The following is a 19,942-nucleotide window of genomic DNA, read 5'->3' on the forward strand; positions in this document are numbered from 1 at the left end:
TTTTAGACTTGTTGTGAGGTGACTTATGAAACTGTTCCTATTACTCATGGCTTCGGTATCTGCTGGTGTCGCATCTGCAGACCACATCCATTCATTTATGTTGGGTCTATCTATTGCTTCTCTAGCGGTAGGGAGCTGTTATTTCTTTGCATTCCGTAGCTCGCGCTTTCCACAGCTTGCTTTATTCTTACTAATTTGCGGCATGCTTTCTAAGTTGACGATAACGGTTGTTGGTGTGATGTGGGGAATGTCGGCTGAATTAATTACATCTCCAATCGTATTCGCACTTTCGTATTTATTCTTCTCTCTCGCCGTGACCTACTTATGGTTTAGTTATCGAGAGAGTATCACTAAGATCCCTGATCGATTTAAGTCAGCGTAAATCGTCAAATAAGCAAACATAATGAAAAAACGCCAGCAAAAGTGCTGGCGTTTTTGTTTAAAGCTAAGTCAGTTAGCTTGTTGTGTTTGGCTCGGTAGGGTTTGTCCTGTATTGACTGATACTGTTAGTGGCGGCTCTGGAACTTCTAAGAAGCAGGCGATTACCCTATAGAGTTCTCCTTCCGCAACGGTGACCTTTCCATCCGATTCAATCGCTAATCGACACGCTTTTACGAACAAGCGACGACTTTTCGGTTTGAGCTGCAGTAGGAGCTCTAAAGCGGCGCGATTTAGGCCCCAGTTCTTATTTGCGGGTTGTAACTCTGCATCATTAAAGCCCAAACAGGTTAGGGCGCTGCTAAATGCACGTTGAGCGTCTTCCGGTTGAGAGTGACTAACCCAAGCCAATTCGCGCAGTAGCCAAAAAACACTCTCTTTTAATTGCTTTAAAGATTGGATCTGTTTTGTACATCCATACGATTCGAGTAGTTGCTTCTCCAATAAGTTGATGACACACCATTCTGCGAGTGAGTAGTGATCATCAGTTTGAGAGAGTTCACGTAGCACCTGGCACAGTCTGTTTTTCTGACCCTCACTCAGCGATTTCAAGGCAGGGATGGAGAGTTCGAGTAATGGAAAGCGTAGATGAAGAGGCAAATCATAATCTAGCCATGGTAATAATTGTGCTTGAGACACATTTGGGATATGACTTTTTATCATCTCTCGCTGGAGTTCACTGCCATCAAATATCAAGGCAAAAGCAATAAAGCGCGCACTGTACGGTTCACGAGCGATGTCGACAAGTTCGGAAGGAAGTTGGTTAAGTAGTTGTTGACCTACTTCGCTGAGTTCTGCGGTGGTTGGTTTCTCAGGTTGTGTCGACGTCCCTGATGAGAATCCACTAACGTTATCATTCTCAAAGCTTGTTGTTGGACGATGCGAACTTTGAGAAAAACTTCCATCCCAACCAGGTTCAATTCGGCGAATCCGTTCTTCTAGTGGAGGGTGAGTAGCAAATAGGCCAGAAAAGCCGGAGAGTTTGCTTTGACCAAACATCATATGGCTCATCTCATCGCTTGCTTTTGTATTCAATGAAGAACCCGCCATATGACTACCAATTTTCTTGAGTGCACCAGCAATGCCTTGATCGTTTCGAGTAAATTGAACGGCACTGGCATCAGCGAGAAATTCACGTTGACGAGAGATTGCGGCTTTGATCATCGAGCCAAACAAGGTGCCAATCCAGCCCAGAACCAAACAGATAATCGCAATCAGCATGATAACCGCAAAGCCTTTATCGGAATCGGAAGAACTTCTTGATACGCGGCTCGTATGATGAGTGTTATCTAAGACCAAGTGTCCAAAATGCGCAATGCAAGTGATGCCAAACAGTACGCCGATAAGACGCGTATTCAAACGCATATCTCCGTTTAAGATATGGCTGAATTCATGAGCAATGACACCTTGTAGTTCATCTCGCGTGAAGCTATCCAATGCGCCTTGTGTGACGCCGATGACGGCATCATCAATGCTCATGCCTGCTGCGAAAGCATTGATACCACGCTCTTCCTGCATCACATAGACGGGAGGAACCGGAATACCAGATGCAATTGCCATCTCTTCCACAACGTTGAGCAGTTGTCTATGTTTTGCATCTAAGGTGTTTGAGGAAATCAGCTTGCCGCCTATGCTCTCAGCAACACCTCGGCCTCCATTGGAGGTGAGGGCGGACAAGCGAACCATTGAACTTATCGCAACAACCAGCAATACACCGGCAAAGCACAACAAGACGTAGGTAAGTGCGGTTTCTTGATCAAAGTGTTCGCCTGTTACTCCGTAATAGATACCAATCGATAATACGCTTACCAAACCAGTGATGGTGACAACTGCTAAGGAAAACAGGAACACCAAAAGCCCAGTGCGTTGACGCGCGGTATCTTGATGGTCAAAGAAATTCATTAGAACTCAACCTTCGGGGCCGCTTGTATTTCAGCACTGTCAGAAAACTCTAACAGTTTGCCATCTTGGAATCCGAATGCGTTGGAAAACAACACTGGCGGGAACGTTTGTTTGTATGTGTTGTAGCTGGTTACCGCATCATTAAATGCTTGGCGAGCAAACGCAACTTTGTTCTCAGTGCTGGTTAATTCTTCTTGAAGCTGACTCATGGTTTCATTCGCTTTAAGCTCAGGGTAGGCTTCCACTACAACATTAAGTTTGCCCAACGCACTTTGCAGCATGCCTTCTGCTTGGTTTAGTTGGCTAATTGCCGCATCACTACCAGGCGCGTCACTGGCTGCTTTCAGGCCAGCAATTGCTTGATTACGAGCTTGGATGACACGTTCAAATGTTTCTTTTTCGTGTTCCATATAGCCTTTTGCAGTATTAACTAAGTTCGGAATCAAATCGTATCGACGTTTTAATTGAACTTCTATTTGAGCGAAGCTGTTTTTGAAACGGTTTTGTAGAGTAACGAGCTTGTTGTAGATACTGACGGCGTACACCACAATGAGCAGGACAATAACGATAAAGACAATAAATGCAGTCATAATAAATCCCATTTTCTTAATGTATTCAGTTCTTATATAAACTGTTGAGATATTAAGCAAATGCTTCTGAAGAAGCGATGTAATAACCGAGAAATATGTCACGAGTTGAGTAACAATTAAAATGCATTTACAAAGCAATACAGAAAGAATAATGGCACTGGAGAGATGAAAGAAATAGGCCCAGCTAGAAGCCGGGCCTTGTCGATAAGCGATATTGGCGATGCCGTTAGGCACTCATTGGAACAAGCACCATAGTACCAATTATAACTGTGATAAGACCGGCAAGAACCGGAACAGATGTTCGTTTTACAACCTCAAACGGGCTGATGTTCGCCATACCGGATGTCGCAACGATTACGCCAGACACTGGTGAGATAGTACGACCTAGGTTTGATGCTTGAAGCATCGGGATAATTAGGAACGCTGGGTTTAGTCCCATTTTCGCAGCCAAAGATGGTGCCAACTCTACAAATGCATAGAAAGGCGCGTTACCAGACCCCGTTGCAATTGCTGCTGCAACTGTCAATGCAGTAAGGATAAGCATTAAAGCAACACCGCCTGCACCTGCATTGTCTGCAAGGTGAAGTAGGTTATCGATAGCGCCGATAGACATTAGACCTTGAGCAAAAACCCCCGCTGCAACCAAAAGCATCACAACGCCTTTGAACGCGTCAGCCATGCCAGCGTAACAAGAATCTAAATCTTCCAGTGATTTCTTACCATCAAACTTATTTACAACGTAATGGATCAGAGCGCCAAGGAAAATCGAACCGACCACAATAGTGTAAATGTCTAGGCTAAGTCCTGGAATGGTACGACCGTTGAATAGGAACACGCCGATGATAGGTAGAAATGGCAGTGCCGCATAAAACGCTGGTGCATTGGCTTTGATCTCTGATACGTCAATTTTTTCCATTGGCGTATTTTCTTTCTTATCTAAGTATTTGTTCCAGAAGAAAGCCGCGGCAGCCATCACGATGATTGCGCAAATAGAAACAGGCAACACTGTTTGTACCGCAAACACATCAAGCGCCAAGCCAGATTTTTCGGCGGCGATCACCACATCACCAGAGGTTGGAGAAAGAATGATTGCCGCAGGAGAGGCACAAACTGCAACCGCTGCTGGACGAGAGATCCCCATCGCGACCATCATTGGGAACAATGTCGCCATTAATAGTACGCCAAGGCCAGTTGCAGAACTTACCGCAAGAGACATCAAACACGCCACAATGTAAGCCGCTACCAAAAGGACATAAGGAGACTTGATAACAGAAAGCGGTTTAGAGAACTGTTTCACTACAACGTTATTCGCGCCGATGTGAGTCATATAGGAAGCGAAGCCACATAGCAACATGATTTGCATACCAAGGCCGCCGCCGCGGTATTGTAGCATGTATTTCACGTATTCTAGCGCGTCTGTCACCATGTTACCGGTTGAGGTGATTTTTGAGGGCAGCACGTCATGCCCCAATACGCCAGTCATAAGAAGTAAAGCAATACCAGCCGTCAGTAACACGCCCGCTGCTTTATAGCCTTTGACGATAAAGTAACCCACAGCAATGGTGACAACTAAGCCAATTAAGAGCTCTAACATAGGGATCTCCGAATGTTATGAAAAAAAGAAAGAAACTGTTTCAGTTTATGACAAGGAATTTACAGAATTCTTAACTGTGGCACGAGACAAATATGGGGCTTGCATGATCTGAGACAAATAATAATTTAATAATTAATTTCGTTAGATTGTATTGTTGGAATTTGGTTTTCTAAGTGTTATGTGCTGGTTTGAAGCTGTTTGCAGGAAGGAAAATATGACCAGAAATTTGAATAAATAGTGAGGGAATTGATTCAAAATGAGAAAAAGAAACAGCTCAGTGAGTTGGGAGAGGGTAATAATCCTTGCAACAAAAAAGCTTCGCCGAAGCGAAGCTAAATCGTAAGGATGGGTTAAGTTAAGCGTATCGGCGCACCATCAGGTTCCAACTGCGTTGTTGCCGCTCGAACTCCGCTTCGATTTGCTGATACTTTATCTTTGTCACAGAGCACTCGTATTTTTTTACTACACTGGCTGTTTTTGCACCGAGTACTTCCTTTCGCATCTCATAATATTCCTGCATGTGATGAACTAGCGCATCAAACTCGTGTTGTAACTGATCGAGAATCGTCTGCGTATTCGGTTTTGCTCCCAGTTTTTCTTTTGCTTTCTTCAAGAGTTGAGTTGCGCGAGCTTTTTCTATTCTAAATGTTGGCGTTGTGCGTAATTTAGATGTCAGTCCTAGCCAAGAGCATGACTTAATTAACCACTTTGTCGGGTCGTAATGCCACCAATACACACCATTACGATAGTCATTCTCGAAGATATGGTGGAAATTGTGGTAGCCCTCACCAAATGTGAAAAAGGCTAACACGCCGTTGTCGCGAGCGGTGTTTTTGTCCGTAAAAGTCTGTTTTCCCCAAACATGCGCAAGTGAGTTAATGAAAAAGGTCGTGTGGTGGCTCATAAAGAGTCGAGCGGCACCAACTACTAATAACATACCCCAAATATCGCCGTAGATAATTCCAAGAGCGACCGGAAAGCCAATATTGGTGAGTAGAGCAAGTGGAACATAGTACTTATGTTGCCACATGACGATTTTGTCACGCTTTAAATCGCGGCAGTTGGTGTATTCGTTTTCCTGCGATTTGTTGTAGTCGCGTAACATCCAGCCAATGTGAGAATACCAAAAGCCTCGTTTTGCTGAGTAAGGATCTTTGTCGTTATTGTCGACATGCTTGTGGTGTACACGATGATCAGAAGACCAGTGTAATGCACTATTTTGCAAAGAAAATGCTCCTCCAATCGCAAAAATAGCACGTAAAATTGGATGAGCTTCGTATGTTTTGTGGCTCCAGAGTCGGTGATAGCCTGCTGTAATAGAAAGATTCGTAAAACTGAATGCCATCACTCCCCAAACTAGATGCTCCCAACCCAGTCCAAAATGATATGCATACCAAGGCATTACAATAAAAGTCAGAACAAAACTGGAAGAAAATATCAATGTATTCAACCAGATAATGGGTGGTTTGTTTTGAGTCACAGGTGTATTCCTAACTTTGAGCTAACAACTGTTCGCCAGAATATCAGCGTACACGTGTAAGTCAAATTAAAGTTAGACAAATGTGACTGTTCCTTTGGATGTACATTAAGGAACTTGATGGGATATTTTGCTTTTAATTGAATAATGAGTAGTATTAAAAAATGAGCTCTGGCTTAAGGTGTATAAAATCTGCCAAGAAACAAGTGTTATAAAGGTGGAATATGCCGAGACTCTATAAAGAAGTAAAAAATGTAAGAAAATAGGAATACGTAATGGATTTACGATTAGCGGAATATAAGGACTACGAGCGCATTGCGCATCTTCATGCGGATAGTTGGAAGCGTCATTACCGTGGCATTCTTAGTGATAACTATCTTGATAAAGAGGCGATTGACGACAAACTACTGATCTGGCAAACCCGTCTGACCAACCCACCATTCAACCAGCACATTGTCTTGGCGGAAGAGGGTGGTTTGTTGCTCGGCTTCGTTTGTGTGTTTGGCAACCATGACTTCGAGCGTGGAACCTTTATTGACGCACTGCATGTTGATGACAGCTACCGTGGTCGTGGTATTGGCAAACAGCTATTACTTGCTGTCGCAGAATGGCAGCAACAGTACTTTAAAGACACTGGTCTTTATCTAGAAGTCGTATCGCAAAACATTTCTGCAATTGAATTCTACCGCCATATTGGAGGTCAAGAATGTCAAGAGCGAACTTGGCGTGCGCCAGGTGGTACAGAAGTATTGGAGAAGGTATTCCGTTGGAAGAATGCTCAGTCATTAGTTAGTGGGATAGAAGAAAACGTTATTTACTCCTAGTCTGACGTTTTAGCTTAGCAATAAGAGCAGCATCAACGCTGCTCTTTTTTGTGCCTGTCCTAAAGTTTTGTGTTTCAGTGGGCGACTTAAAAGCAAAGCCCCATGGCTTTTAGCTCTGACTCGCATTGCTGAGCATTTTCAAATTGAATGGCTTCCATGCCTACCGCTCGGGCCCCTTCGACGTTGTATGGCATATCATCAAGAAATACCGTTTCCTCGGCCTGAAGCTGATATGTTGAAAGTAGGGCTTGGTAGATCTCAGCTTGTGGCTTTAGTAACTGCACTTCAGAAGAGATGATTGCACCTTCAAACAGCGGCCAGAATTCATAGGTAGCACGAAGATGCTCAACAATTTCGTTGACGTTGTCTGTGAGCGCATAAACGCGATATCCTGCACTTTTTATTCTTTTTAGCAGTTCGACACTGCCGTAAAGTAATATTTGTGTATGTTTTACGTAGTAAAAAAAGCGGTCCATTTCTTCCGCTGTCACTTTGTGCTCACGTTGATAGCACAGTTTGGCTTCCTCTTCGGAAATGATTCCTTTGTTTAAGTCTTTCCAGATTTGTGATGAAAACAGCAACTGGGCCATTTTTCCGCTTCTACTGAGTGACCAAATGTTAAGCGAACAATCTCTACCGGAGACCAGCGTACTAATACATTTCCCACATCAAAAATTACGTTTTTTATTTGTAAAGGTTCCATAACACCCCCCAAGCCAATTGTTCATCACCGCGTTACATCCACAGTGAATGCTGTCGTTAAATCTTTGGAAGTTCGAGCCAAAGGCGCTGTTTAAATGTCTCGAACGTATATGAGATTAACATCCCTTAGGATACAACGCGATTATCGCAAAATTACACTAAACTATATGCAACTTCATTTATTTGGTTGTAAATCAAGTGTCGCTATCTTAAAAGATTGAAATTAAAGACAAGCGTCGCGAAATATTTGCGCCATTTCGCGCTGCTTATAAGCGTTAAGTAATATATAATTACTTAATAATAAAACGATAAGAATGAATGCAAATCACACTATTGGGACGTCAGGCGGAGTAGGCAAAATAGATAATATGGACTCGATACGTAAGGTTTATCAATATGCAGAACCCAACCTGACTCTCGTTGGTTGGATGGGGTTTCTTGGCTTTCCGCTGTACTACTTTGTTTGGGATTTTGTTTTCCCACAGGCTTATGAAAACTTGCCGCTCAGACTGTTTTGTTCACTATTGTTCTTTGGCATCATTTTTAGAAACCGCTTGTCGTCAACGTGGCGAAAATATATCCATATTTACTACCAAGTGACGATAACGATCTGCTTACCGTTTTTCTTTTTCTATATGTTACTGATGAATGACTGGTCCAATGTTTGGGTCATGTCCTTTATGTCCGCGATTTTCTTGCACATTCTATTGGTTCATGTCACAAGAGTTATGTTCGCTCAAACTTTTGCCGGAATAGGTTTAGCGACGTTCTTTGCTTGGGTGGCGAAAGGGTTTCATCTCGATTTAACAATGGACTGGACGCATGTGCCAATCTTTCTCTTTATTTATGTATTTGGCAATTTATTCTACTTTCGGAACCAAGTAGAGCACGAAGCGAAAGTGTCGTTGGCCAAGTCATTCGGGGCCGGAATTGCGCATGAAATGCGTAACCCTTTAAGTGGCCTTTGCACGTCAATCGATGTTATCCAATCAGTCTTACCCAGTAAAAAAGAAGCCGAGAAAGACCAATATCTGATGAGCGGAGAGGATGTCACCCTGCTGCGCGAAGTTAGTGAGGATGCGATGAACATCATCCAGTCGGGCAACGAGACGATAGATTTACTTTTGACATCGATAGACGAAAACCGTGTCTCGCGATCCAGTTTTCAAAAGCATTCTGCTCACTCAGTGGTTGAAAAAGCGATTGAAAGCTTTAGTTATAAGCGTGCGACGGATCGCTTTGCTATATCCCTAGATGCGAGAAGTGAGTTTGATTTTCTTGGTAGCGATACCTTACTCAAATACGTTATGTATAACCTTTTCAAGAACGCCTTCCATCATCGCACATCTGAAGATTTCCACATACATGTCTCCATGACGAGTACGGAGCACTCAAACCAAATCGTTGTAACCGATAATGGTGCAGGCATTGCTCCTGATGTCCTACGTAATATATTTCAGGACTTTTACACAACTGGTAAGTCAGGCAGCTATGGTTTGGGTTTGCCATTTTGTAAAAAAGTGATGCGTTCTTTTGGAGGTAACATTGAATGCCAGTCTCAGCTAGGTGAGTGGTCTCAGTTCACGTTAACTTTCCCGCCGATCACATCTGATATCGTGACTGAAATTAAAAACGATTTGACCAAACTCAAAACCATCCTAACGGTGACTAATCAAGATATTCTTGTGTCGAAAGTGACGGACATTAGCCGTTTTATGGGTTTTGAATCAACGATCTTAGATGTTAATCAAGTGCTCAAAAAGAAAGAGTATGAGTTCGAATTCGACCTGATTTTTATCGATCTTGAGAGCTTGGATGCAAGAGCAAACCAATTGGACAGATTAGAATCTCTTTTGTCTTTCACGGAAGCTCGTATCGTTTATCTTTTTGAGCATCACCCGACACAGAGAGCATGCAAAGCGGCATATGAGCCTATTTGGGTCGAGACTCAAGCCTGGTTATTGAATACTAAGCCAACCATTGACCGTCTCTTGTATGATTCAAGCTATGTGTCGACACCAACGGCCTCAGTGGCTTTGGATACGTCAAATAAGCGGACAATTATGGTCGTGGATGATAACGAATCTTTGCGAAAATTTACCGCGATGTTACTCGAAAAGCAGGGCTTTGAAGTGATTCAGAAAGAAGACGGGCAGCAAGCACTGGATACATTAGAGCAAGAGAACGTTGACCTCATTCTTATGGATATCGAGATGCCCATCATGGATGGTGTAGAAGCTTCAAGGCGAATTCGAAGCTCGGATAAAAACTATGCGTCGGTACCTATTATTGCGCATACTGGGGATAGCTCACCTGTTACGCTGGACAAAATAGGCTCTTCTGGCATGTCTGACTTTATCGTGAAACCAGCGGATAAAAATCGCTTATTCGACAAAATCGCAAACTGGATTTAATCACTCGCAACTGTGTTATCTTGAGACGAGTTGATCATAACGCGAATACGGATAAAGAGCTCAGCAAAACTGCTGAGCTCTTTATTTTTACCTACGCTCTAGCTTATACAAACTCTAGATCGGGATGAACAAACGCTTCTTGGCAGGCGGAAAGAACGTGATCGACTTCGGCGGCAGTCATGTCCGCATTGACAGAAAAACGAATGATGTTCTTGTTTCTTCCTGTTGCAGGGCGACAGAAAACTGCACCAAAGACATTCCTTTCTTCTAGAAAGTCGCGAACTCGCTCAGTGTTTCTTTCGTTGCCACATTCTAGCGCGATAATTTGCGACTCACTGCGAATAGTAAACCCAATACGTTTTAAACCAACGGCTAGAGACTTCGCTCTTTTAAACAAAATCTCCCGCTTGTCATCGGCTTTTTTTATGACGTCCAGTGTTTTTTCTAACCGAATAATCTCTTGCGGTAACACGGTAGAGCTGAAAATGGCAGGATACGCGACAAATGGAAGCGTCTTCGCCAGCTTTTCTGCCCCTAAAATTGCGCCAGCACGATAAGCAAATGTCTTTGCAAGACTTACGGTTACAAAATCCACCATATGAGTCAAATCCAGCTCTTGCAGTAGCCCCGCGCCTTGCGTACCGTGCGTACCTAACGAGTGCGATTCATCCACAACTAAGCCGCAGTCAAACTCTTGTGCTATTTCGTAGATATCACGTAGAGGAGCAATGGTTCCGATAGTGCTGTAAACCGAATCCACAACAATAATTCCCGAACCATGGCGTGAAATCTGTTTTCGCAAGTGGTTGGTGTTGTTATGCATGAACGGATGAATTTGTGCTCCTGCGATACGTGCACCTTCCCATAAAGACATATGCGCAAAGAAGTCGATATACACAGGTATGTTCGGTGCACAAATAGTCTGTAATAAACCGACATTCGCAGCCCATCCCGATTGAGAAAGCAGACAGCTAGGCATGCCGACAAAACTGGCTAGTTGAGTTTCAAATGCAGGTTTCGACTCATCATCTTGCAAGAAAATCGCGGACATCACGACGTTGTCATCGTGTTGAGAAATCGCATCACGATGCGCGTTTTGAATCTCCTTGTTATGAGACAGTGCAAGGTAATCATTGCTTTGCATAACAATGGCATTACACGGTGGACGTTTACCAAGAACAAGGTGTTTCTTGTTCTCGTTCGGTTCAATTAGATCTTGAATATGAAAATCTAGGCGTTCCTCAATAAAGGGAGGAAGTGGTTTGCTTTGTATAGTTTCACTCATAATAAATCTCTTCTTCATATGGAAAAACGCCAGCGCTGACACTTATTCATATTGCGGATTTTGGGGAGAGTGTCACTAACCAGGTTGCATAAGTTTGCAGACCCTTGCAAACTCGACATTTGAGGGTTGGATGGTGGCTATAACTCTATAGGGGCCCGGGGTCTAAACTAGTTTGTGCTTAAAGTTTATACGGCGATTTTGCGGTATTTTTTCGTGCTTCATGTCTGGGTTTTGTATGAGGAATATAAAGTTTGAAAAGTGAAAAAATGGGCGCATTAGATAACAAAAAAGGCGCGAAAATCGCGCCTTAAAATATGATTGGGAAAAAATAATATCAGTTTATCGCTTATTACGTAGGTAGCGCTTGCGGCGCTCTTCTTTACGCTTCGCTTTTTCTTCTTCTTTACGAGCGGTTTCAATCTCGACTTCAATCAGCTCTTGAGTGATCATTTCTGGGCGCTCTAGTGTAATTTGGCCTAGTGTGCCTTGGCGAAGTTCGTGCAACAAAATCTCTGATACTTTGTGCAAGTCCACACGTCCACCTGCGCGTAGTGCGCCACGGCGACGACCAATCTCTTCCATGATCTCGATATCTGATTCAGGAAGCTCTTCGATTTGGTAACGTTCTTTAAGCTTGTCCGCATAGTGGGCTGCTAGGTACTCAATGGTGTAAAACGCAACCTCGTCGTATTCCATTGCAGTATCTTTTACAGCGCCAGTAGCAGCTAAACGGAAGCCACTGTGTGGGTTTTCCACTTTTGGCCACAGAATCCCTGGTGTATCGGATAAAACGATGCCATTTTGCAGGTTGATGCGCTGTTGACGACGTGTTACCGCTGGCTGGTTACCTGTCACCGCGATCGTTCGACCAGCTAGAGTATTGATGATTGTCGATTTCCCAACGTTTGGGATCCCCATGATCATGGTACGAATGTTTTTACCTATCTCTTCACGGTGTGGGGCAAGTTTACGGCAAAGCTCCATGATTCGATGCACTTCTTGCGGTTCTGACGTCGTGATTGCCATTGCTTTTACGTGTTGCTCTTGCTCCAAGTGCTCAATCCATAATTGAGTTAACTCAGGATCGGCCAAATCACGCTTGTTCAAGACTTTAACGACCGGCTTGTCACCACGGATTTGAGAAATCAAAGGGTTTTCACTACTGAAAGGAATACGAGCATCCAGTACTTCGATGATCACATCCACTTGTGGGATTGCTTCTTCGATCTCTTTGCGTGCTTTGTGCATGTGGCCAGGAAACCACTGGATTGAGTTATTAACCATTTGAATTTAATACCTTAATTTTCTTACTGCTCCAACGGGCGTACGAGTAGTAATTTGAGCTTCGAGCAGCATAGTTTTAGACTGAGTGTGTTAAAACCGTACTTACTTTTGTGGCTCTGTACCGCAAAGTTGAGCGTTTCTTTCGTGTTAATGAGCTAGTTTATCACGGAATGAAGGCGAAGCATTCAAGATGGAGACAAAAAGCCATGGTTTACAAACGAGCAAGCAAACATTTGTTGAGTATGCTCGCCAACGGACTTACAACAAGTATTCACTTTGGTGAGATATTAAGCGCAAATATTGTGTAGTCAAAGGTGGATTGTTTTGTCGGTTTTTTCTGACTTATTTCAAATTTTTATCTTTATATCAGTAATTTATGTTTCATTTCGCTATTAGTCGAAATTTGACTTTTAGCCAACACAAATTAATCTGACTGCCCAGTCCGAGTAAGGCTTTATGCTCAGTACGATAAGTCGTATTACAGCGTTGTCCGTTGCCACATTTTTGCCAGTAGTTTCTTTTTTAACTCATTGATAGTGACAGTTATTGAGAACAGACAAGCAGACTGAGTTTTACATTGAGGCTGAGTAATGCTGGTCGATTTTGATCAGCGAGTGGCAGGATTAATTTAACCAATCGAGCAGGAGATCGAAAATATAGACTATTGGATAGAGATAAATGAATACACAGCTTAATGTGATGGTGATTGATGGTCATCCTCTACAAACCAAGATACTTACCCAAATATTGGGTCATAGTGGCGCTTCAGTCAGTACATTCAATTGTGTGGACACTGCTAGTCAATGTGCACAAGAGCAATATTTTGATGTGATCTTTTGCGATCTCCAGATGCCGGGAAAAGGCGGTATCGACATCTTGGAAGTATTCGATCAAATTCAGTATCACGGGCAAGTCGTGCTAGTCAGTTTGTTGGAGCAGAGCATCATCTCGGCAGTACGAGAAATGTGCGAAGGGTTTAGTTTTGAGATATTAGGAGAACTGCCTAAGCCGTACGACGAAATGCAAGTGGTTAAACTCCTCAACCAAATAAAAGATGAAAGAACGCGAAAAACAGCGTTTGCTCAACCTATCGTACTGCAAGACCAAGAGTTTTTATTTGCTTTGGGTGAAGGGCGAGTGAAGAATTATTACCAACCTTTGGTAGACGCACACAGTGGTGAGCTTTTAGGTTATGAAGCGTTAGCGCGTTGGGTGCATCCTATTTATGGCGTGTTGTTACCAAACCACTTTCTTCCGATCGTAAAACGATGCCATTTGTCTTCTGAACTTTTTCAATCAGTGCTGATTAATACAATCTATGACATCAACAATAGGGGATTAACCCAAAAGGTCTCGATTAATGTCGACCACGAAAACTTGAACGACCCTGACTTCTCGCATCGTTTTATTCAACAATGCTCGGAGAGTGGTGTCGACCCGTCACAAATCACCATTGAGATTACAGAGCGGGAAGCTTTCCAAGCTAGCACGTCTATCTACAAAAACCTCATCAAACTCAGAATGAAAGGTGTCACGGTATCAATTGATGATTTTGGTACGGGCTCATCTACATTTGAAAAGTTGGCAAAGTTACCTTTTAACGAGATCAAACTTGACCGCGTTTTTGTCTACGGAGCGAGTGAAGACCTGAAAAAGAAAAGCATTGTCATCGCTATTTGTGCTTTAGCGAAAAGCCTCAATATTCGTATTGTCGCAGAAGGTGTCGAAGACGAAGTAACCTATAAAACCATGCGCGAATGTGGAATAGACATCTGCCAAGGCTTTTACATTGATAAGCCCATGCCGTTAGAGGTAATCACTATTTTGAAGCAAAGATATGAAAACATTGAACGGTTTGATCTTTGATGATCAGATGCTTATCTGTATGGCTATCAGTGATAAAACCGTGAGTATCAAGAAACGTCGATTTCTAGACAAGTTTAATGTGAATAATGTTATTGAACTTGCAAAAGTAGTGGGAACATAAAGTGTTATGAATGTAAGAAGTTTTGTTTCTTCTTTTGCGGTTGCGATGTTGTTATTTATTGTATCGGTGACCATGATTGGTGCTGTTCTCATCTCTTATGAGGAGAAGCAATTTAATACGTACGCTAACAATTTAGCAAAAACAAAGCAGAAGGTTATTCTGCTAGGCTTGTTGACCGAAGCTCAATTGGCGCAGTATGAAAACTTCAGCATCGAACAAATAGAAGCACTGACTGACTTCAGTTTTCAAGATGCAATTTATGCTTTAAGGCCGTATAAAAACCTAGATTATGTAGAAACTGTTGCTCGTAAAGCCCTACACCAAGCAGAAGCTCATTTGTCCAATGTCTATGATAGAGAAGACGCCATATTGTACTTTCGGTCTTACACTAGTGACAAACTCATCTTAGAACGACCAATCCCAGATCTAGAGGGCTCTAAAGAGACGTTTGATATAGAATGGTGCAGATTGAATTACGCTTGTATTCTTGCCGCGTGGAAAGAGCAGCTCTCCGACCGAGTTCTTATCTCTAAGCCCTTTAAAACCACGTATTCAGATGAGATGGCATTAAGTATCATGAGTCCCGTCTACTATAGAGGGAAGCTTGTCGGCGAATTTTCGGAACAACTGTATTTATCATCGCTTTATAATGAAGGCAAAGCCGTTGACGTAGAGGTTAGTAACGGAAATAAGCAGATAATTATTTACTTTCCGAGCTACCCCTTAGCTCATTTTGCTTACACTCAATCCTATGTTGCCGACAATAATAATCTTGTCATTTACCAATATCCGTTTAGTAAAATTGTGGTGGACTACAGCTTTATTCTTGTCATCTATTTTGTCGTAGCGTTCGCCTATTATCGAAAAGCCAATGAATCTAAACAGAGCAAAATTCAATTAGAAAATGCGCTGAGTGATGTAACGCAAGATGACTTAACCGGATTATTAAATCGGCGAGTATTTAAAGAAGAGCGGTTTAAACATCGGATGGAGGTTGAACCATACTCTATCATTGCGATTGACGGAAATCGTATCAAGAAGATTAATGATCGTTACGGACACCATGTTGGCGATGAAGTCATTGTTATTATTGCAGACTCAATGAGAAAGGTTTTTCGGAACAGTGACTACTTAGTCAGGACTGGTGGTGATGAGTTTATTGTAATTTTGCCCGGATGCAGCATGAGCAAAGCTTCCATGTTAGCGAAAAAGCTCCGTAGCGTTGTTAAACACAATCGTTTAAATACATTAGATATAGAGATCAGCGTTAGTACTGGTGTTGCTGTGCGCGAAGAGGATGAAACGCTGCAAGAGGTGATCGTGAGAGCAGATGAAGAGTTATATGAAATGAAAAAACAGCGTGTTTGAGGACAACAATACATAACCATGACATAACTGTTTGATAAATTTGACCAAGCAGTACCCTTGGTCTTTTATATTAGTCGAGCAATGCATAATGCTCCTTTGATTGCTGATTAGCATAAGACCCAACTGGTACTGTATCGTGAACAAAGACCTTGATCTAAACCTATTAAAAATACTGGTTCTGCTAGAAAAGCATCGTCAGCTTAAACCCGTAGCGAAAGCCTTGGGCAAGAGTGAGGCGTCGATCAGTAAATATCTTGCTCGCTTACGCATCCAGCTTGGTGATGAACTATTCATTCGTCACCCACATCATTTAGAACCCACCAACTTTCTGATGCGTCAGTTACCCAAAATAGCAGATGCATTAGATAACTTAGATACATGCTTAGTTCGATCAGAATTCAAACCAGAAAAATACAGTAAGGATATAACGGTCTGTTTACCCCAAACGGCTCAGTACTCATTTGGACACTTGTTGGCGATGGATTTAATGACGCTGTTTCCTAAAGCTCATATTACTGTCGCAACCATCACGGAATATACGGTGGACGAAATCCTTTTAGGCAAAGTGGATGCCCAGCTTCATTACTTCAATGATGAATTGCCAAAATCTATCCATCAGAAATTTATTGGCTACGCGCCTGCTGTGGTTGTTGTTCCGGAAGAGCTTGGGATCACCACTCTTGAAGAGGCTGCCAAACTGCCATTTATTATGCTTGAAATTATCGGTTGGAAAGAGAAAGAGCAGCTTGCAAAACGAGCAATGGAAAATCACGGTATGGTGATCAATCGAATTGCAGCGCTAGATAACGTGAGCAGTGTGCTAAAGCTGCTCAAACAAAAAAAGGCGGCGACGGTTTTTCTGGAGTATCAGGCGCCAATCGAAGGATACCGTTTTATTCGTATTCCTGAATCTTATTACCCCAACGGCTGGCCAAAGGTTGTAATTCAGATGAAGCAAAGCCATCGTCACGACGCAATGCACCAGATATTAACCGATGCCATTGCAAAATATATGAAGAACTAACGATCGCATTGAATGTTTTCAGCGCTTGGGATCGTATGCAGTAATTCAATCAATGAATCTGCATGGTATTTTTTCAAAATACGAGTTTTGTAAGTGCTGATGGTTTTAGCGCTGAGCGATAGTTGTTCTGAAATACGTTTATTTGAATAGCCCTGAGCTAAGTAGTGGAACACCATGGCTTCGCGATTGGATAGCGTGACATCACCAGTAGAAGGAGCGTGAGTAGACTTAAACATAGAGTACCCACGTGAGACACTCACAATCGCGTCAGCAATCGCTTCTTTTGTCTCGTTTTTATTCAAGAAACCATGAGCTCCCATCTCGTAAGCCGCTTTAGAAAGGCTGGAATAGTCGCGTGAAGAAATGAAAAGTAATTTACCTTGATAGCCCGTTGCTAAAATATTCTTCGCCAAACGCATACCATCTCGATCACCAAGGACAACGTCTAGAATAATAAAATCAATTTTTGTATTTCGAACTAAGTCCATTACTTCTGCGCTGTCTTTCGACTGAATGACTTCGGCTGTGTTGATTACGCTCTCAACAAGAGAAGTCAGTGCTTCGCTGTAAAGTGGTTGGTCATCAATGATAAGAACATTATTCAAATGGAGCCTCACTACTATCCGAACTGTCATACCGCCCAACGCAATATGATTGTATTAAGAGGGATTGTAGGAAAAACCTTGCTGATGGAAAGGAAAATGACATTTTCTATAATTGAAATTCACTGAGCACAATTGAATAAGATACTGTCGAATACGCCAATACACGAGGGATTTCATATGTGTGGGAATAGTGATAGGCCAACGAAAAACATCAATATTAACCCTAAACTTTTTATCGAAATGGCCGCTAAAAGTGGGAAGGTAAGGTCGCACTAAGTTAACTCATGTTATCCTGTTCAAAAATGAGACATTTTTTCACAGTTTGATATGGAAATGTGCGTTGGCCGTCCTTTTGGTGGTTTACAAACTTTGTTGTAACGACTAAAAAGGATGCTTGGATTTTTAGCCTGAGAATGGCTTCTCATGGCGTTTGCATCAAACTTTTTCTGATGCGTATTTTGGTTGGATAATTGGCTTTATGAGTAACGTAACCAGCACCATTTTGACAGAAAGTGGTACCAATGAGCTTGAAATCATCGAGTTTCATTTAGAAAAAACATTGCCGGATGGCAGCACAAAAACTTGTTATTACGGCATCAACGTTGCGAAAGTACGAGAAGTGATTCGCGTACCAGAGACAACCGATTATCCAAACGCACAACCTCACATGATCGGGGTGTTTTCGTCCAGAGATGTATTGACGCCTTTAGTAGATTTAGCTGGTTGGTTAGGTGTACCAACACGCCAGGACCTAGAGCGTAAGTTTGTTATCGTTACTGATTTCAACAAAATGACCAATGGCTTTCTGATTGATAGTATTTCACGTATTCATCGTATCTCTTGGAATGATGTGGAATCACCAAGTCAGTTTTTGGAAGCGGGCGAACAAGATTGTGTAGTGGCCGTTGTTCGCAAAGAAGGCAACCTGATCATGATTCTCGACTTTGAAAAAATCATCGCGGATATTAACCCAGAGCTGAGTATGGAAAAATACGATGTGAAAGGGGATAAGTCGGTAGATCTAAACCAGAGAATGGTGGGTAAGCGTAATGCTAAAACGATCATGGTGGTGGATGACTCAGCATTTATTCGCTCTTTGATTCAAGATACATTAGCTTCTTCAGGTTACAATGTGATCACTTGTAAAGACGGTGGTGAGGCTCATGAGAAATTAATGAGCTTAATCGAGGTCGCGAAAGAAGAAAACTTGCCAGTTAAAGAGCTGTTAGATGCGGTGGTTACAGACGTAGAAATGCCTCGAATGGATGGTATGCACTTAGTGAAGAGACTACGCGATACTGAAGCGTTTCATGAAATGCCGATCATTATGTTCTCATCATTGATGAGTGAGGATAACCGAGCGAAAGCACTGTCTCTTGGCGCAAATGATACGATTACCAAGCCAGAGATTGGCCGTATGGTGAATATGATGGATAAATACGTATTTAACTTTGCGTAAACAAACCCGATAAGATTAAAAATAAGGCTGCCGATGGGCAGCCTTATCTTATTGTGGGCATGGAAGAATTTTTAAGGTGTAACTTTCGTTTGGAGCCTGCGGTGGTCCATATAAAATCCCGCATTGTGTCAGGCTTGCTCTTTTTTCGTCTACTGCTGCAATGACCATTTCTCGTGTTGTTGAACCCGCTGGGTGATGAAATGTTTTCCAATCTGAGCCTTCTTCGTTCAGCCCTTGCACAAGCAATTTCATCGACTCGCTATCAGAATCAGGATACCCATATAAGAAAACACAGCGTTTTGAACCACCAATATTACAACCGTCAAATGGTAAACCGGCCATTAAAGCACTGTCTACGAAGTTTGAAACGTAAGATTTGCTCTCCAACCCTGCAATCGCCATTTTCCCATAACCGACACCAAGCGCTGATGCAATTGCGCCCTTCATGCCTTCTAAACGCGCTTCACGCGCATCACTTTGAAGGTTTAAAAAGCGTGGTGCGGCAGTGACAGCAAGAATGCCGAGCACGACAATAACTACGACTAACTCTATTAGAGTAAATCCAGTTTGTTTTCTCATATTATTTTCACAGCAAGTTAAAGGTAGAAAAAGTAACACTGACCGTACACTTGTTGTTGTGTAAATAAGTACGGTAATGACAGAATGATCAATAGTATAAAGCGATGAGTCATAAAGTGCTATACCGACGTAGTGAGAATCGATTACGCCTATATAGAGCGGGAGGAGGGTTCAAAGATCTAATGCGGCCGTTTTTGAGCAGTCATTAATTCCGTGGAAGAAATGCTGCATGAACAGTCGAGCATGAATTCGCCTAGATATAAGCATACGCGTACATCGGCTGAATGAAAGACGAAAAGAAGTGACGGCAAACCGCACAAATGGATTGTCTTTTTGTTCACTTTGATGAATGCTACGCGAGATTCATATCACAACACACTCGACGCATTCATCGTGCGAATGTGCTTTGC

At 42.5% G+C, this 19,942-nt stretch carries 16 protein-coding genes and 1 pseudogene; 8 read left to right on the top strand and 9 right to left on the bottom strand.

Going from position 1 to position 19,942, the window contains the following annotated elements; all coding sequences use genetic code 11:
• Positions 1-25 precede the first annotated feature (25 nt).
• A complete protein-coding gene (locus tag L3V32_RS20045) occupies positions 26-382 on the top strand; it encodes a hypothetical protein (RefSeq protein ID WP_005398137.1) in 357 nt (118 codons plus the stop codon).
• A 68-nt stretch (positions 383-450) separates the two neighbouring features.
• Here L3V32_RS20045 and L3V32_RS20050 read toward each other — a convergent pair whose 3' ends face one another.
• The 4 genes from L3V32_RS20050 to L3V32_RS20065 form a co-directional block, all read right to left on the bottom strand.
• Positions 451-2,340: a M48 family metallopeptidase gene (locus L3V32_RS20050; protein WP_199804322.1), complete on the bottom strand. Its 1,890-nt coding sequence runs from the start codon at positions 2,338-2,340 to the stop codon at positions 451-453.
• The gene (locus L3V32_RS20055; RefSeq protein ID WP_005398201.1) at positions 2,340-2,930 is read right to left on the bottom strand and encodes a LemA family protein; all 591 of its coding nucleotides are present in this window, start codon (positions 2,928-2,930) and stop codon (positions 2,340-2,342) included. The genes L3V32_RS20050 and L3V32_RS20055 overlap by 1 nt, the downstream gene beginning before the upstream one ends.
• 226 nt (positions 2,931-3,156) lie before the next feature.
• Complete coding sequence (gene dcuC, locus L3V32_RS20060) at positions 3,157-4,524, bottom strand: anaerobic C4-dicarboxylate transporter DcuC (protein WP_237285030.1); 1,368 nt, start codon at positions 4,522-4,524, stop codon at positions 3,157-3,159.
• 355 nt (positions 4,525-4,879) lie between these two features.
• Positions 4,880-6,004 carry a fatty acid desaturase gene (locus tag L3V32_RS20065; protein WP_237285031.1) on the bottom strand — a complete coding sequence of 375 codons (1,125 nt, stop codon included), beginning with the start codon at positions 6,002-6,004 and terminating at the stop codon, positions 4,880-4,882.
• 272 nt (positions 6,005-6,276) lie between these two features.
• Here L3V32_RS20065 and L3V32_RS20070 point away from each other — a divergent pair, with 272 nt between their 5' ends.
• Positions 6,277-6,825: a GNAT family N-acetyltransferase gene (locus tag L3V32_RS20070; RefSeq protein WP_005398196.1), complete on the top strand. Its 549-nt coding sequence runs from the start codon at positions 6,277-6,279 to the stop codon at positions 6,823-6,825.
• 86 nt (positions 6,826-6,911) lie between these two features.
• Here L3V32_RS20070 and L3V32_RS20075 read toward each other — a convergent pair.
• Positions 6,912-7,528, bottom strand: a pseudogene (locus L3V32_RS20075) (HAD family hydrolase).
• A gap of 367 nt (positions 7,529-7,895) precedes the next feature.
• On the opposite strand from L3V32_RS20075, the gene L3V32_RS20080 reads away from it, so the two are divergent.
• Positions 7,896-9,941, top strand: a complete 2,046-nt coding sequence (locus L3V32_RS20080) for a response regulator (protein WP_006742321.1) — start codon at positions 7,896-7,898, stop codon at positions 9,939-9,941.
• A 103-nt stretch (positions 9,942-10,044) separates the two neighbouring features.
• Here L3V32_RS20080 and cqsA read toward each other — a convergent pair whose 3' ends face one another.
• Together cqsA and ylqF are read right to left on the bottom strand one after the other, a co-directional pair.
• Positions 10,045-11,226 carry an alpha-hydroxyketone-type quorum-sensing autoinducer synthase gene (gene cqsA, locus L3V32_RS20085; RefSeq protein WP_237285032.1) on the bottom strand — a complete coding sequence of 394 codons (1,182 nt, stop codon included), beginning with the start codon at positions 11,224-11,226 and terminating at the stop codon, positions 10,045-10,047.
• A 339-nt stretch (positions 11,227-11,565) separates the two neighbouring features.
• Positions 11,566-12,510 carry a ribosome biogenesis GTPase YlqF gene (gene ylqF, locus L3V32_RS20090; protein WP_005376521.1) on the bottom strand — a complete coding sequence of 315 codons (945 nt, stop codon included), beginning with the start codon at positions 12,508-12,510 and terminating at the stop codon, positions 11,566-11,568.
• A gap of 678 nt (positions 12,511-13,188) precedes the next feature.
• On the opposite strand from ylqF, the gene L3V32_RS20095 reads away from it, so the two are divergent.
• The 4 genes from L3V32_RS20095 (at position 13,189) to L3V32_RS20110 (ending at position 16,889) form a co-directional block, all read left to right on the top strand.
• Positions 13,189-14,376: an EAL domain-containing protein gene (locus L3V32_RS20095; protein ID WP_237285033.1), complete on the top strand. Its 1,188-nt coding sequence runs from the start codon at positions 13,189-13,191 to the stop codon at positions 14,374-14,376.
• Positions 14,348-14,497: a hypothetical protein gene (locus L3V32_RS20100; RefSeq protein ID WP_374270259.1), complete on the top strand. Its 150-nt coding sequence runs from the start codon at positions 14,348-14,350 to the stop codon at positions 14,495-14,497. The genes L3V32_RS20095 and L3V32_RS20100 overlap by 29 nt, the downstream gene beginning before the upstream one ends.
• A gap of 6 nt (positions 14,498-14,503) precedes the next feature.
• Positions 14,504-15,865: a GGDEF domain-containing protein gene (locus L3V32_RS20105; RefSeq protein WP_237285034.1), complete on the top strand. Its 1,362-nt coding sequence runs from the start codon at positions 14,504-14,506 to the stop codon at positions 15,863-15,865.
• A 136-nt stretch (positions 15,866-16,001) separates the two neighbouring features.
• Complete coding sequence (locus L3V32_RS20110; protein ID WP_237285035.1) at positions 16,002-16,889, top strand: LysR family transcriptional regulator; 888 nt, start codon at positions 16,002-16,004, stop codon at positions 16,887-16,889.
• On the opposite strand, the gene L3V32_RS20115 is transcribed toward L3V32_RS20110, so the two are convergent.
• Positions 16,886-17,494: a response regulator transcription factor gene (locus L3V32_RS20115; RefSeq protein ID WP_005395257.1), complete on the bottom strand. Its 609-nt coding sequence runs from the start codon at positions 17,492-17,494 to the stop codon at positions 16,886-16,888. The two genes, L3V32_RS20110 and L3V32_RS20115, sit on opposite strands and share 4 nt — an antisense overlap.
• A gap of 478 nt (positions 17,495-17,972) precedes the next feature.
• On the opposite strand from L3V32_RS20115, the gene L3V32_RS20120 reads away from it, so the two are divergent.
• Positions 17,973-18,953, top strand: a complete 981-nt coding sequence (locus tag L3V32_RS20120) for a chemotaxis protein (protein ID WP_025998672.1) — start codon at positions 17,973-17,975, stop codon at positions 18,951-18,953.
• Positions 18,954-19,001: 48 nt separating this feature from the next.
• Here the strand turns inward: L3V32_RS20120 and L3V32_RS20125 are convergent, their stop codons facing one another.
• On the bottom strand, positions 19,002-19,532 hold the full coding sequence (locus tag L3V32_RS20125) for a prepilin-type N-terminal cleavage/methylation domain-containing protein (protein WP_170892624.1): 531 nt from the start codon (positions 19,530-19,532) through the stop codon (positions 19,002-19,004).
• Positions 19,533-19,942 lie beyond the last annotated feature (410 nt).

Source organism: Vibrio sp. J2-4 (assembly GCF_021728155.1).
In the GTDB taxonomy this organism is placed as follows: Bacteria; Pseudomonadota; Gammaproteobacteria; order Enterobacterales; family Vibrionaceae; genus Vibrio; species Vibrio diabolicus.